Raw genomic sequence first — 12,971 nt, forward strand, 5'->3', positions numbered from 1 at the left:
GCGAAAGCGGGCTTTTTCCCACAGCCGGTCGTGGAAGGGCAGGACGATCACGTTGCAGATCGGCTCGACCACGGCCAGCAAGCCGCCGAAGGCCATGGAACCGGTGGCCCAGTACATGACGCCGAACGCCACGCCCATGTGCAGGCTTGTCTGGCTGAGCTTTTCCCCGGCCAGCGCGGCAAAGCCCAGGCGGCTGGCTGCGTAGCGGCGGCGAATCGCGTGCCAGGCTTTTTCATGCCACGGCAACAGGGCCACGTTGATGATCGGTTCGATGATTGCGGCCAGGCCTCCGAGTGCCAGGGACCCCGTCAGCAAGTAGGCGAGGCCGAAGGCGATCGACATATGCGTGCAGACCTGGCTGAATGTTTTGATGGCGGTGAACAAGGGAGGCTCCTTTCTGTTGAATTCGCTTATCCTTGATTTAGATAGTAACGATTCTCATTTACAAAAGGAAGTAAAATATTTCAACCGGACTCATAGATTGAAGCTATGGTTTGTGAAATATCAATTGCCCCTGCTGTGGGCACATCCCGCTACAGCGTTCAGCGTATCGCCGTCGCCTGCGACCACACGGCTTGCCAGCGGTCCTCGCGCCATTCGTAGCTATCCATATGCCAATAGCGCGAGCGGGGGACGGATTGGCCGCCGAAATTGATTTCAAGCTGGGCCTGGTAGCGCAGGACGGCCGCGTCGCCGTACAGGCGCACGGCGATCTCGCCCGGTTCCCAGCTCAGATAGCGCATCTGGCCCGCCGCGATGGCGCCCAGATATTCTTCCCGCGACAGCATGCTGCCGATAGGCGTAATCAACTGAAAATCATCCGCATGCAGGATGCGCGCCGCGTCGGTATCCGCCGCCACCAGGGCGCGCAAGCGGCTGCGTTCCGTGTGGCGCAGCAGTTCTATTTGCTGTTCGTTATCCATTGCTACATTGAAATCGGTCATGACAGTCCTGTTCGGGTAGGTGATTGACACTTTGACGGTTTTTGTCCAAAAGCCATGTTGACACTATATGGCCATAGTGTCAACATGGCTACATGAGCACCGATACCCATAAAACCCAGCGCATACTCGACGCGGCCCTCGGCGTGTTTTGCCGCTACGGCTACCGCAAGACGTCCATGCTCGACATCGCGCAGGCGGCCGCTATGTCACGCGCCGCGCTATACCTGCACTTCAAAAATAAGGAAGACGTGTTTCGCGCCGGTTCCGAACGGGCCCATGCCACCGTCATGGCGCACGTGACCGCGGCGCTGGCCGAACCCGGCCCCGTTTTGACGCGCATCGAAACGGCGCTGCTGGCATTCCAGCAAGGCTTGATGGCGGAAATTTCAGCCAGCGCCCATGGGCAGGAATTGTTCGATGCCAATATGAGCCTGGCTGCCGACATCACCCTGACGGCGCGGGCAACCTTGGTGGCATCCCTGGCCGGTGCGCTGGATCAGGCCGAAGCGGCGGGCGACATCGCGCTGCGCCGGGTCGACGCGACTGCCGTGCAGGTGGCCGGCTTGCTGGTGGCGACCATGGATGGCATCAAGCACACGCAAGGGGGAGGGGAGGCGTTGCGCCAGGGCATGGCGCTGCACATGCGCCTGCTGGGCGCGGCGCTGCTGCGCATGTGAGCGGCAAGGCTCGCATGCGCAGTCGAGCTAGGGTTGTTACGGCAGGGTTTTCAGCACGGTCTTCGTGGGCACGGAGAAATTATAGTTGTCGTGGCGGTCCCAGTTGATCGACCACGTCATCACGCCGCGGAAGTCCGGATACGCCTGCAGCGGCTTGATGGTGCCGCAGTTGAGCAGGCGCGTCAGGCAATTCAAGGCATTGCTGACGTCGGCATTCGTCGTGAAACCCGAACCGGCCGAGCTGCGGCCCGACGGCACGCCAAAGCCCACCTGGTCCGGACGCAGGCCTGCGAAGGTATTGCCGCCATAATTGAATCCTTCGATCAGCATGCGCGCCGTGGCCACCAGCTGGTCGGCCGAACCGGCCTTGATGGGACCGGTAGCGTATGGCGTGTAGATATCGCCATTGTTGTAATACTGCGGGTGCAGCACCGTCAGCTCGCTGCGCAGGGCGTTGATGATGGGAATGTAGGCGCCCCAGATGCTGCCATAACTCGTGTAGCCCCCTTCCACATACACCCATTCCGGCGCCATCGACAGGTAAAAGCTGCTGCCGACCTTGGTTTTCAGGTTTTTCACGGCGATCGGCAGGTAGGTCTGGATGGCTGCGCCTTGCGCCACGCCGTTTTCCAGGTCCAGGTCGATGCCATCGAAGCCATACTTGGTGATGATGGCGTACAGGCTGTTGGTGAAATTCGTCGCTTCGGCCGTGTTGCCGACGGAAACGGAGCCGTTTTGTCCGCCCAGCGACAGGATGACTTTCTTGCCTTTCGCACGCTTGGCGGCCACGTCGGCGATGAATTGCGCTTCCGTGCCTGCGCCCGGATCGATGGTCAGACTGACATTGCCGCCGCCCGCGTTGTCGCCGAAGGAGACGACGATCACGTCCCAGTCATCGCTGACCTGGCTGATCGGATACGTGGCGCCGCTGGGGTTGGTGAAGTTGTGCCAGTAACCGATCAGCGCGTGTTTCGCCAGGCCCGTGGGGGTGGGCGTCGGTGTTGGAGTCGGTGTCGGGGTGGGAGTCGGCGTAGGTGTTGGGGTAGGCGTAGGCGTAGGTGTCGGAGTTGGTGTAGGAGTTGGCGTAGGAGTGGGTGTCGGTGTCGGCGTGCCGCAGTCGCCCACCGCCGTCCAGGGCTGGCCGCTGCCGGCGCCGCCGCTGCTGGTCGACGGGTTATTTCCTTGCGTCCACCAGTTGGCCGTGTAATTGACGTTGTTGTAGCTGGCCTGGCCGCCGCCGTTGTAGGCCGTGCCGCTGTTCCACGGTGTGTAGCAGGCGACCGCTTGGGCCGAGGCGGCCAGCAACTGGCTAGCGCCGCCGCTGGATCCGTCGCCGCTGCCGCCACCGCAGGCGGCCAACGTTCCCCCGAAGAGGGTAAGGATGAGGGTATTCATGACTGTCCGGTTCATTGCGTCTCCTTGTGTATTTTTTTGGCCGGGCGGCTGGACACCGTCCGATTTTTCAGAGTGCAAGCATTGCAGGTGGTAGTCAACTGGTTTTGTCCCTTGCGCAAGATCACAATACCAGTTGCCGTCTTTCCCCATATGAAGGGCGATGCGGGCCATACCAGTGGCTGTTTTCCAGTGTGCTGGTATGGTGCCGGGAGCAGGGCGGGGAAGGGAGGTGGATACCAGGCAAGGTCTTGCGGCGGTTACGGCGCTGTTTCCTCGCGCAATTCCGCATGCGGCACGCGCGACAGGTCCAGCAGCATTTGCGTCAAGGCCACGGTCTGGCGCTGCATCAGCCGGTAATCCGCCCGGGTCACGGCGTCGACGCCATAGTTGAGCCAATAGGTCGGTTGCGTGACGTAATGCACCGTGGGAATGCGCCGCGAAGCGCGTACATATTGGCCCGCGCCAGGCCAGCCGGCATACTTCGAGCCGGGTTTGATTGGAGGCAACACGAACGCTGGCGCCGCATCGGCCTGCCGCACCATGGCACGGGACGCCTCCATCAGGGCCGGCGTGCGGGGCGAAAACACGGCGGCCGGCTCGAACCTGCCCGTGGGAGCCAAATAACCGTTGCTGTCGGGCAGCACTTCCAGCGCACCCAGGTTGCCGATGGCGAGCATCGCGGCGATGCGCTGCATCAAGCCATCGTTCTTGTGCCGTTCGAGAAACTGTTCGGTGCCCACGCCGCCCGCGAGGTCGCCGCTCGTCAGCAACAGCATGACGCTGCGCGGCAAGCTGTCGTGCGGCAGGCGCGTCAGGTACTGGGCCATGTCGACGATGGCGTTCGGCCCATTGTCTGCCAGCGCGTTCGTGCCATCCGTGTGGCTGCCCAGCACCATCAATTCCTCGGACTTGCCGGGGATGATGCCGATCAGATTGCGCGTCTGCACCTGCCGCACGGTGGCAGCCATGGTCAGCCGCAGCACGGGCGCCGTGCCTGCCAGCACGCTTTCGCGCAGGCGCTGGCCACCGTCGCGGTCGATAAACACGCCGGGCAACTGGCGCACTTTGCCATCGCCGGGCGCATACAGGCCGGCCGCCGTCAGGGGCGGCGTATCGAGAATGACTATCACGCCCGCCGCACCGGCCGCCTGCAGACTGTCCAGCAGGGCGATGAACGGCCCCAGCATCTGGAACTGGCGCGCATACGACGTGTCCGGCCCCATGGCGTGGTCCGGATCGTGGACGTGCACGGCGGTCTGGTGAAACGCCTGGCCTGTCCACGCCACGGCGGGCATGTCGACGAGCACCAGCTTGCCGGCCAGGCTGGCATCGGGCCTGGCCTCCGGCGCCAGATAGGCGATGCGGCCCGTAATACCAGACGGCGGCGTTACGCCCGAATACGGGATGTAGCCGACCGTGGACAATACGCTAACTCTGTCGTCGTAGAGCAGTTCCAGGCCCCAGTCGTCCATTTGCACCGACCATTGCCGGAAGCTGACGGGCTCGAAGCGCAGTTGTTTGACACCGGCGCGCGCCAGGCGTTCATGCAGGGCGTCGATATACGCTTCATGCCGGGGCGATCCGGTGGCGCGCAGGCGGCGCTCATCCAGGTCGACTTGCCAGTCCAGCAGCTGTTTTCTGGACAGGAACTGCGTGGCGTCGACCGTCACGGCAGCCGATGCAGGCAGGGCGCGCGCGGGCCAAGGACCAGGCTTGCTGGCGCAGGCGGACAAGGCGGCCGTAATGGCCAGCGCGCCGGCGTGGGACAGGGCGCGACGGCAAGATGCTAGCGCCGTGCGTGCAGGTAGCTTGAGACTTCTCATGCAAAATAGTCGGTAAATACCTGATTTCATTGATATTGTAGGTCTTGAAAATACTGGTCACGGACGGCAATTTACCACGAGACCAGGCGCCGGGCCGGCACGCCTGAGCGGGCGACGCTTTTTCAAGCGTCAGGTTCCTTTCTTCAAAGAAAACCTGTAACTTCCTGCATGGCAGCAGGCCATGGCGAAAGCGACAATCATGAAAAAGATATTGATACTGGGTGCAGGCGGACAGGTGGCGCAGTGGGTCATCCGCGCCTTGGCGGGTCGTGACAACATCGCCTTGACGCTGCTGCTGCGCAATCCCGGCAAGCTGCCCACGCCAGTCCCGTCCAACGGCACCGTGCTGGCCGGCGACGTGCTGGACCAGGCATTGCTGCGGCAAACGATGCCCGGTCACGACCTGGTCTACGCCAATCTGGTGGGCGACGACATGGAAGACCAGGCCAACAGCATCATTGCCGCCATGCAGGCCTCTGGTGTCGAGCGCCTGATTTTCGTCCTGTCGATGGGCATCTACGACGAAGTTCCCGGCAAATTCGGCGCATGGAACAACGCCAGGCTGGCGGAACACCTGAAACCATTCCGCCGCGCCGCCGACGCCATCGAAGCGTCGGGCCTGGCATACACCATCGTGCGCCCAGCCTGGATGACGGACGAGGATGAAGTCGACTACGAACTGACGACGCGCCACGCGCCATTCAAAGGCACCGTGGTATCGCGCAAGAGCGTGGCAGACCTGATCGCCCGCATCATCGACGTGCCAGACTTGCACCAGCACGCCAACCTGGGCGTGAACAAACCGAACACGGACGGGGACAAGCCGTATTTCATGTAGCGTGTTCAAGCGAAGGAATCCAGCGGCCGCGACAGCGGCTCGCGGATAGGGAAAATCGCATTTGCGATTGGGGAGTTGGCAAAATGGGGGGGGTTACGAAATTCATCCATAACTTCGCATTCTTGTTACCTTTGGAAGCTGTTGCGGCCTGAATTCAGTCCTTGATAGGGCGGGGAGTGAAAGTTTCCCCGTTAAGATTGTTGCTATGGGTGGAAATCGAAATTGTTGCTAGTCGGATGGGTGAGAACCGCAACAGTCACCTTGAGAAAACCTCATACAAGACGCTTTCGGGCTTCCAGGTGTTGTGTTGCTTTATTTATGTATGAATTTTGGTTGTTCCAACATACTCAAATGCGGTGGCTATTTTTGAGGGACAGCCGCAAGACAACGGCCACAGCTGCGAAGTCGGAGGGGGTGAACAAACCTGCCCCGAAAGCGAATATCGTCCACATGCTCCGTACAATATATCTTATTGATTTGTAAGCGTTTTCAGTAGAAACGCCTATCCGCTTACCAACTTCTATCGATTCAGAGGTGGCATGGCCTATGCGGATGTAGATACTTCACAGCGTCGTTGAGACCCGGCCTACGGCTATGGCCAGGTTCGTATCGTATCGCGTCAATAGCCGGTCGGAAATCGTACCCACCGCTCTACATTGCGTCGGATAGCCCAGATGACATTCAAAAAATCGAAACGAAACGGTTCGAGCGCCGCCGCTGAATTGCCGCGCGTACACAAATTTGAATTCATTTTTCTAGGAGCCACAGGAATGGCTCCACGTTGGTCGGCCGTACTTGAGAGGAGTGTTAGTGCTGTAACAAATCGACGATATCAATCTTCAATACTTCGGCCAATTTTTCAATATTGTCGAGAGACACGGTCTCGAGAGCGCCCTCGATACGAGAAAGGAACACACGGGAGAGACCCGAATGCTCTGCCAGAACCTCCTGGCTAAGCCCTCTTTTTGCACGCCAATCCTTTAGATTACGAGCGAGTCGTTCTCGGGCTGTTTTGACTGTGTAAGGGCTGCTCATGACAGCCGTAGCATGAGTTATATACTTTGCTCGGTCTATAAAGTATACGTTACAATATTTCATAATGCGGCAAAGCGCGCTCATTGCGTGTTTCCGCGTCATTTCTATCTTCAATTTTTACTGCCATCAATATGGCTAGGGCAGGTTTGCTCCTACTCGTTTACTAGCAGAACCCATCCACAGGATGCTTTGACCTTTGCGACTTTTAATTACGAAATGACTTCAGCTCAATTCCTTTCTTCCTACTGTATTTTTTCAGCTGCAGTGGCCGCATTCCGCGGAGGGCTTCTGCTCCCAGACCGAACCGATGCCGATAGCAAGGCGGTGGCGAAAGCGTTCAGAGAAGCCACCAAGGGGCTGGCACAGCCAGATTTGGCGCGCGTTACCGAGTATTTGCATTGGATATCCGCGCAGCCAGATTGCGTTGAAAGTAATCGAACCCAGGCATACGCCACAGAATTCCGTCTCGACCGGGCCATGGCGAGAAGTGGACGTGAGTTAATCGACGATGGAACCTTAATTACCGCAACTGAGCTGTGCCTTCGCACCGGTGCCGCTGAAGGTCACTTACTCCAGTTGGTACGTGAACGAAAAATCTTCACGATGCCGCACTGGGTTGAGGGTGTCTTTGGCGAGGACTATTACCCTGCCTTTTTCGCTGAATCGCACTACGATTGGGCTTCTCTTACCGCTGTCTCAGAAGCGTTGCTTGGCATTGATGGAATTCGTAAATTTCGCTTTTTTACGACCGAACACCCGGATTTGGACAACCAGACACCGTTAAAAATACTAGCGGCTACAGCGCGACACGATGGCGCCGTAACGCGCGAACAGGTGCTTGAACGTGTGCTATTGGCTGTAAAGGAATTTCGAAGGCGGGTGCCTAAAGTGAGGTTGAAGCTATGACACTGCGTGACGAAGCTCAATCTAATTACACGTTCGTTAAGCGAGCCTGGCGGCATCTGCTCCTGCTAGTTGCCACCCTTATGCCGCCGGTCAGTCATGCCTACACCGCCATTGCGCAGGTCGAGGGGACACCACACGGTACGCTTTACGCGGCGTGGGGTTACCAAACTCAAAAAGCAGCTGACTTGGCCGCTGTAAAAGGATGCAGAACCGCAGCAAAACAACTCGGCCTCACTAAAAAGGTCACAACGTGCGCCGTAATGCATAGGCAAAAAGGGTTCGGGGGCGGAGCGATAGTATGCGGCTCGGCGGGCTGTAATCTCAGCACAGGCCTCGATACGCAACAAGATGCCGTGGACCGGGCATTTCGCCAATGCGAGCAACAAAAAATGGGGAATTGCCAGACCACGGACATCATTAGTTGGTGGGACGAGGCTGGATATAGCCAGCGCAATGAGGCGAAACGGGAGCCGAAGCCGCAGTGCGGTCCGCCACCTGGGCGAACAGTTCGGTCTACCTACCAGTGCAGTAACGGCGACTGCGTACGTACGTTTGAAAATGGCTGCACGCAGCGGTTCCAAGCCCAGTATTGCCACGACCCCATCAGTGGTAAATGGGACTGGAAATCGGATGGATGCTAGCCAAAGGTACGCGGCAGCCACACTAATTGAAACAAGTCTTCACCGATGACCCCAGGTAAAAAAGTCTTATATCTGCCCGCGAGGACCTACGTTTGTCCATCCTTGAGAAAAATGAAAACTCTACAAAAAATTTCAGCAACAGCAGCTATGCTTATTATTGGCGGATGTGGCGGTGGAAGTTCCAATAGCAATGCGGGCCCGTCCACGCCACCGGCAACGGTCACGCCGCCAGTAACGGCGACGCCTACGACCATAACCAATATTTTGACCGGCACCGCAGCGCCGGGCGTCGCCACCCAGACTATTCGCGGGACGGCATACGTAGGCGCCTCCGTGACCGCCTATAGCGTGCAGGCGGATGGCAGCTCCGGTGCGGCCTTGGGTGCCGCTGCCACTGCCGATGTCAACGGTCTGTTCGTCATCACAGCAACCTCCGCACCATTGGGTCCGGTGCGCCTCGTGGCGGTTGGCGGAACAGTAGCCCGCGCTGCAGACAACACTATTCAGCCAGGTGGTTCGCTGGAGCTGATAACGCCGTTCGTGACAACTGAATACAACAACTTCAAAATTAGTCCGCTGACCGATATCGCGGCTAACGCGATGACATCGAGCGCTCGGAGCGGCGCGACATTGGCCAACGCATTCGTCGAGGGCATGCAGCGCCTGCTCGAACTAGACGTTGCAAACGTCGTTTTCCTGCAAGACAAGTCGGTCTACCTGAATGTGTTGAAAGGCGCCGTCAAGAGCGACACCACGTATTACGGCGCCCAATCTTTGCAAGGCCAAGAACTACTGAATGGGCTGGAATACCTCGGCGTTATGCTGGACCTGCCCGCCCAAGCGGTGGTGAAGGCTGTCGGTGCCGCAGCTCAGAGTAGCTACGCGTTGGCCAATGTAGATGGTACGGGCATGCCCATCAGTGTCGGGACATGGGCGAACGGCACGTTTAACCCCAGCGCGACAATGCCCCTGAAGGCACTACGGGACGCGAAAACGCCTGAGGCACAAAAAGTTGCTGGGACTGTTGCCGGCACTAAAGTCACCCCTCGTCTTAACGAGTACGTGAGTCGCTACTTAGTTATGGACTTCGTCATGGATACCGCGTGCCGTAGCAATGCATCGCTGTATTTCACTAGCCGCTATCCCTTCTACCAGGTTGATGCTCAGGGCAAAATGTTCGCGGCCGATTGCAGCGCCGCAGCGCAGCGCATTGCTGAACTCAAGGCACGGGTCGCAACTAACAATAGCACTGGAATGAAGTGACAGATTAAGGTGCGGTGCGGCTGCAATCTAAGCGCAAGGATATTTGGAAGCTGCTTTGTAGCCGACGCGCATTAAAGACCAAATCAAAGGAGAGCTGTGAAGCCGCTGGTATTTCTCGATTTTGACGATGTCATTGCTATCCACCCTGACTACACGTCAGGAGTGGTTCTGGCAGCGCTCCGGTCCGGCAAACCGCATCTGACCACAGAACTTTGGGCAAACGTATTTCATCAAGAACTGAGGGCTAACCTAGCGCGGCTGCACCACGAGTTCGAACCCATCTACGTAATCAGTTCATCATGGGCGACCTATATGTCACGCGACGAAATTCAGAACGTACTCATTCGAGGTGGGCTAGGTTTCGTTGCTGCGTCGTTACATTCACGCTGGCGGAGCGCAACCGAGGTGGGCTCATTTCGTGTTACAGATATCGTGGCTTGGTTGAGGGCAAACGGCTCCCCGAGACCGTTCGCGTACGTCATCCTTGACGATTTATCGAGCGGCCGCACTCTGGTCGACTCGGTCCTGGAGCCGCGCACCGTGTTCTGCGATGAATGGGTTGGGTTTGCAAGAATCCAATTCGAGCGCGCCAGAGCAATTCTCTTAGCACAACGGACGTCGTAACCGATAGAGGTTTAGGCTAGCTTTTGACTGCAAATCCTCCCTACATCTGCGTGCGCCCTGGACGCCAGAGCGTCCTTACTGTGTCATCAATGCCCACAGCTTTGGCGGTCATGAACCCTGTACTCTATCTCGATTTTGACGGTATTTTGCATCCAGCAGATGTCCGCGTTACGCCTGAAGAACCTCTGCACCCGAGGGTGTATGTGCGTGGCAGGCCAACCGATGAACCTCTTTTTCGGTACGTTTCGCTGCTCGAGCTCCTTTTGTACCCATACCCTGATTTACGGATTGTGTTGGCGACATCTTGGGTACGCGCGTTCGGGTATGAGAACGCGTTAATGCGGTTATCGCCCGCGCTTCAAGAGCGCGTGATTGGTGCCGCTACATTTCCAGCTCCAACTCGATTTGGTACCATATCCGTGGATGCGGAGGAGCGGGGGCTCACGAATTGGTTATCGCTCGACGACGACCACGTTGGGTGGCCGGAAGAGCGCTTGCATCAGTTGGTTGCCCCAACCAACCCACACCTGGCGCTCGTTGAGCCCGGCGTCGCCGCAAAGCTGGCGACAATGCTCGACGCTCTGTGCGCCGGATTTCCCCTTGATGCAGTAACAAACGTCGCGAGGTCTAAGTCGACGGTAGACCGTCTTTTTGCTCTGCCCAACGTCACAGAGGCGGAGGTCCTCCGCGCACTTGAGGAGGATGCCAGAGTCGAGGAGATACTCCGACAGGCGCGAGCGCAGCGTGACAACGTTACCTAGCCGTCCGGTTGCGCGGCCTTGTTCCCCTGGCACAGCAGTTCGAGCTGTTCGCCGGGCGGCAACAGCCGCAGCTCCAAGTGAATTCCGAAAAATGCAAGACGCGTTTATGAATTGAAAGCGAGAAATCAAATGACAACTTTGGAACAGAAGAGCAAGCTGTTGTCGCGCTGGCTTCGGCACCGGCCAGACGCTATCGGCTTGGAAATCGATAAAAGGGGATGGGTTGACGTTGCTGAGTTGCTCTTGAAATCAGCGGGTGCGGGCGTTGCACTCACTCAAGACGAACTAATGCAAATAGTGGCTGACAACGATAAGCAGCGGTTTTCGTTGAGTGAAGACCGGGCGCGTATCCGCGCGGCACAGGGGCACTCTGTCGATGTCGACCTGAAGCTTCCGGTCAAAAAACCGCCTCCGGTACTTTTCCACGGTACAGTGCAAAAGTCTATCGCATCTATTCGCCGGCAGGGTCTGCTGCCAGGAACGCGACGAGACGTACACCTGTCTGCGACGAAACAAACTGCAGAAGAGGTAGGTGCCCGACGGGGTACCGCTGTTGTACTCATTGTCGAGACATATGCATTGCTTCTCGATGGCCACGAGTTCAGATGTTCAGACAACGGCGTTTGGCTAATTCAGCGCATCCCGGCAAACTATATCCGGTTCCCGGATAAATGAATGCACAGGCGACGCTCAACGCCTCCGTCGCGCCATGGCGCTCTTGCACACCGACGACCTTCAGTTTCACGCCACTAAACCCATGACTTTTCCTCGTCTCATGTAGAGGGATACATCAAGGGGAGTGGCGACGGTTGCTAAAAAATATGAGGGGCATGCTGGTGGTACGCCCCTCATCAAATTATGAAATATCTTTCAACATGATTTCATCGGTGTCTAAATGAGTTCGCGGCGCATCGATAGTCGCGGATTCTCGTGCTTCTTGGAGCGCGTAAAAACTCTTCTTTACAGCTGTATGGGCGTCTTTATACGCGGCGTCAGCGTGCCGGTACGACGCATGGGCCTTCCGCTGCATATCCATGAGCATACGGTGGACAGGGGAATATGCCCCTTCACCTTCATGAAACCGATTCTTCTCCAGTGCTTCCTGCAAATTGATTGCGTGCTCACAGACCTCTAATGTTGCGCGATGCTGGAAGTCCGCTGAGTTTGCCGCTTCTCTCGCAGCGCTGCGGCTTTCGACGGCCGCATTGTATTCAGTCTCGAGCTTAACAAGGTTCGAAACGTCGGAGGTTGTCAGCATAAATTTGTCCTTTGGGAAATTATTTTCTGGGCGCAGGAAGCGCCTACCTTTGGTATAGGCACACGGGAGCGAATCTTGTTATATTCGTTGAAAATATTTTTCCCGCCTGGTGAAATGGAAAATCAAGGCGGCTATATGCTGCAGCAGGCCCTGGCACGCGCAGATGTGACGGAGAATCGCAATTAAAAGGCAGACGACCACGAGGGCTCATTGAAGTGATAGTGCACTACGGAAACGAACCAAGGCAGGCAAGATGGGTATGCGGCCTTAGCCCTCGGTGAGATACTCCGCAGTGTATGCGGCGAGAGTGACCTGTAAAAGCCGGTACTCCCTCGACATTGCTCGGTCGGTTGTTTCCTTTATCTGTACATCGGACCAACCGGCAGCACGAGCGGCGCGACCGAAACCGGCGAGAAGGGAAAGTGCATTGTCGTTTGTGACCTTAAAATCAACTGGAGCGCGCGAGGCGGTAGGGTTCATGTTTATGATTTCCATGGTGAAGTAATGAGTGCTCGAATTGGGACTTGAATTTTCTAGTTGCTATCTGCCGCTTGTCGCGTTTACGCGAGACTCGACGTGGCTTGCGAGCCAGGCATCAACGTCGACCCGGCGCCATCGCAGGAGCCGCGTTCCGGGGATATGCAGGCGAGGAGGAACGGCCAGACGGTTGCGTCGGATGTCTTTTTTAATTGTTTCCGGGCTACGGCCGAGCAAGTCGGCCAAGTCGGCCAAATCCAAAATGGAATTTTCCATATGTTCTCCAAAAAATTATGTGAAGCACCCGAGGCGCCAGAGTGAGCTGGGCG

General features: G+C 57.5%; 15 protein-coding genes. 7 read left to right on the forward strand and 8 right to left on the reverse strand.

The genetic code is table 11. The features are described 5' to 3' along the window. On the reverse strand, positions 1 to 384 hold a 384-nt coding region (locus HWE17_RS19880), incomplete at its 3' end, for a DUF2061 domain-containing protein (RefSeq protein ID WP_176389931.1). Between the two features lie 158 nt (positions 385 to 542). Beyond that, a complete protein-coding gene (locus HWE17_RS19885; RefSeq protein WP_176389932.1) occupies positions 543 to 944 on the reverse strand; it encodes a nuclear transport factor 2 family protein in 402 nt (133 codons plus the stop codon). 92 nt (positions 945 to 1,036) lie between these two features. Between HWE17_RS19885 and HWE17_RS19890 the strand changes: the two genes are divergently transcribed. Next, on the forward strand, positions 1,037 to 1,621 hold the full coding sequence (locus HWE17_RS19890; protein WP_099401973.1) for a TetR/AcrR family transcriptional regulator: 585 nt from the start codon (positions 1,037 to 1,039) through the stop codon (positions 1,619 to 1,621). Between the two features lie 36 nt (positions 1,622 to 1,657). On the opposite strand, the gene HWE17_RS19895 is transcribed toward HWE17_RS19890, so the two are convergent. Both HWE17_RS19895 and HWE17_RS19900 read right to left on the reverse strand, forming a co-directional pair. Further along, on the reverse strand, positions 1,658 to 3,016 hold the full coding sequence (locus HWE17_RS19895; RefSeq protein ID WP_255206324.1) for a chitinase: 1,359 nt from the start codon (positions 3,014 to 3,016) through the stop codon (positions 1,658 to 1,660). Between the two features lie 257 nt (positions 3,017 to 3,273). After that, positions 3,274 to 4,839: a M28 family peptidase gene (locus HWE17_RS19900; protein ID WP_176389933.1), complete on the reverse strand. Its 1,566-nt coding sequence runs from the start codon at positions 4,837 to 4,839 to the stop codon at positions 3,274 to 3,276. A gap of 199 nt (positions 4,840 to 5,038) precedes the next feature. Here HWE17_RS19900 and HWE17_RS19905 point away from each other — a divergent pair, with 199 nt between their 5' ends. Then, positions 5,039 to 5,677 carry an SDR family oxidoreductase gene (locus tag HWE17_RS19905; protein WP_176389934.1) on the forward strand — a complete coding sequence of 213 codons (639 nt, stop codon included), beginning with the start codon at positions 5,039 to 5,041 and terminating at the stop codon, positions 5,675 to 5,677. Between the two features lie 807 nt (positions 5,678 to 6,484). Here the strand turns inward: HWE17_RS19905 and HWE17_RS19910 are convergent. Continuing rightward, positions 6,485 to 6,712 carry a helix-turn-helix domain-containing protein gene (locus tag HWE17_RS19910; protein ID WP_176389935.1) on the reverse strand — a complete coding sequence of 76 codons (228 nt, stop codon included), beginning with the start codon at positions 6,710 to 6,712 and terminating at the stop codon, positions 6,485 to 6,487. A gap of 12 nt (positions 6,713 to 6,724) precedes the next feature. Here HWE17_RS19910 and HWE17_RS19915 point away from each other — a divergent pair, with 12 nt between their 5' ends. From HWE17_RS19915 to HWE17_RS19935, 5 genes are all read left to right on the forward strand, one after another. Then, positions 6,725 to 7,618: a hypothetical protein gene (locus HWE17_RS19915; RefSeq protein WP_176389936.1), complete on the forward strand. Its 894-nt coding sequence runs from the start codon at positions 6,725 to 6,727 to the stop codon at positions 7,616 to 7,618. Between the two features lie 752 nt (positions 7,619 to 8,370). After that, a complete protein-coding gene (locus tag HWE17_RS19920; protein ID WP_176389937.1) occupies positions 8,371 to 9,522 on the forward strand; it encodes a hypothetical protein in 1,152 nt (383 codons plus the stop codon). A 96-nt stretch (positions 9,523 to 9,618) separates the two neighbouring features. Continuing rightward, entirely contained in the window at positions 9,619 to 10,146 is a 528-nt protein-coding gene (locus HWE17_RS19925) for an HAD domain-containing protein (protein WP_176389938.1), read from the forward strand. Positions 10,147 to 10,256: 110 nt separating this feature from the next. Then, on the forward strand, positions 10,257 to 10,907 hold the full coding sequence (locus HWE17_RS19930; RefSeq protein WP_176389939.1) for an HAD domain-containing protein: 651 nt from the start codon (positions 10,257 to 10,259) through the stop codon (positions 10,905 to 10,907). Positions 10,908 to 11,036: 129 nt separating this feature from the next. Then, positions 11,037 to 11,582: an RNA 2'-phosphotransferase gene (locus HWE17_RS19935; protein ID WP_176389940.1), complete on the forward strand. Its 546-nt coding sequence runs from the start codon at positions 11,037 to 11,039 to the stop codon at positions 11,580 to 11,582. Between the two features lie 181 nt (positions 11,583 to 11,763). On the opposite strand, the gene HWE17_RS19940 is transcribed toward HWE17_RS19935, so the two are convergent. From HWE17_RS19940 to HWE17_RS19950, 3 genes are all read right to left on the reverse strand, one after another. Further along, positions 11,764 to 12,165, reverse strand: a complete 402-nt coding sequence (locus HWE17_RS19940) for a hypothetical protein (RefSeq protein ID WP_176389941.1) — start codon at positions 12,163 to 12,165, stop codon at positions 11,764 to 11,766. Positions 12,166 to 12,432: 267 nt separating this feature from the next. Further along, on the reverse strand, positions 12,433 to 12,645 hold the full coding sequence (locus tag HWE17_RS19945) for a hypothetical protein (protein WP_176389942.1): 213 nt from the start codon (positions 12,643 to 12,645) through the stop codon (positions 12,433 to 12,435). A 60-nt stretch (positions 12,646 to 12,705) separates the two neighbouring features. Continuing rightward, positions 12,706 to 12,918, reverse strand: coding sequence for an AlpA family transcriptional regulator (locus HWE17_RS19950; RefSeq protein ID WP_176389943.1), 213 nt, complete (start codon positions 12,916 to 12,918; stop codon positions 12,706 to 12,708). Positions 12,919 to 12,971 lie beyond the last annotated feature (53 nt).

Source organism: Janthinobacterium sp. BJB401 (assembly GCF_013372745.1).
Classification (GTDB): domain Bacteria; phylum Pseudomonadota; class Gammaproteobacteria; order Burkholderiales; family Burkholderiaceae_D; genus Janthinobacterium; species Janthinobacterium rivuli.

Excerpts from the sequence above, each read along its gene's own strand:
- HWE17_RS19885 (WP_176389932.1), bottom strand. The coding sequence starts at position 944 with ATGACCGATTTCAATGTAGCAATGGATAACGAACAGCAAATAGAACTG.
- HWE17_RS19890 (WP_099401973.1), top strand. The coding sequence starts at position 1,037 with ATGAGCACCGATACCCATAAAACCCAGCGCATACTCGACGCGGCCCTC.
- HWE17_RS19895 (WP_255206324.1), bottom strand. The coding sequence starts at position 3,016 with ATGAATACCCTCATCCTTACCCTCTTCGGGGGAACGTTGGCCGCCTGC.
- HWE17_RS19900 (WP_176389933.1), bottom strand. The coding sequence starts at position 4,839 with ATGAGAAGTCTCAAGCTACCTGCACGCACGGCGCTAGCATCTTGCCGT.
- HWE17_RS19905 (WP_176389934.1), top strand. The coding sequence starts at position 5,039 with ATGAAAAAGATATTGATACTGGGTGCAGGCGGACAGGTGGCGCAGTGG.
- HWE17_RS19910 (WP_176389935.1), bottom strand. The coding sequence starts at position 6,712 with ATGAGCAGCCCTTACACAGTCAAAACAGCCCGAGAACGACTCGCTCGT.
- HWE17_RS19915 (WP_176389936.1), top strand. The coding sequence starts at position 6,725 with ATGAGTTATATACTTTGCTCGGTCTATAAAGTATACGTTACAATATTT.
- HWE17_RS19920 (WP_176389937.1), top strand. The coding sequence starts at position 8,371 with ATGAAAACTCTACAAAAAATTTCAGCAACAGCAGCTATGCTTATTATT.
- HWE17_RS19930 (WP_176389939.1), top strand. The coding sequence starts at position 10,257 with ATGAACCCTGTACTCTATCTCGATTTTGACGGTATTTTGCATCCAGCA.
- HWE17_RS19935 (WP_176389940.1), top strand. The coding sequence starts at position 11,037 with ATGACAACTTTGGAACAGAAGAGCAAGCTGTTGTCGCGCTGGCTTCGG.
- HWE17_RS19940 (WP_176389941.1), bottom strand. The coding sequence starts at position 12,165 with ATGCTGACAACCTCCGACGTTTCGAACCTTGTTAAGCTCGAGACTGAA.
- HWE17_RS19945 (WP_176389942.1), bottom strand. The coding sequence starts at position 12,645 with ATGAACCCTACCGCCTCGCGCGCTCCAGTTGATTTTAAGGTCACAAAC.
- HWE17_RS19950 (WP_176389943.1), bottom strand. The coding sequence starts at position 12,918 with ATGGAAAATTCCATTTTGGATTTGGCCGACTTGGCCGACTTGCTCGGC.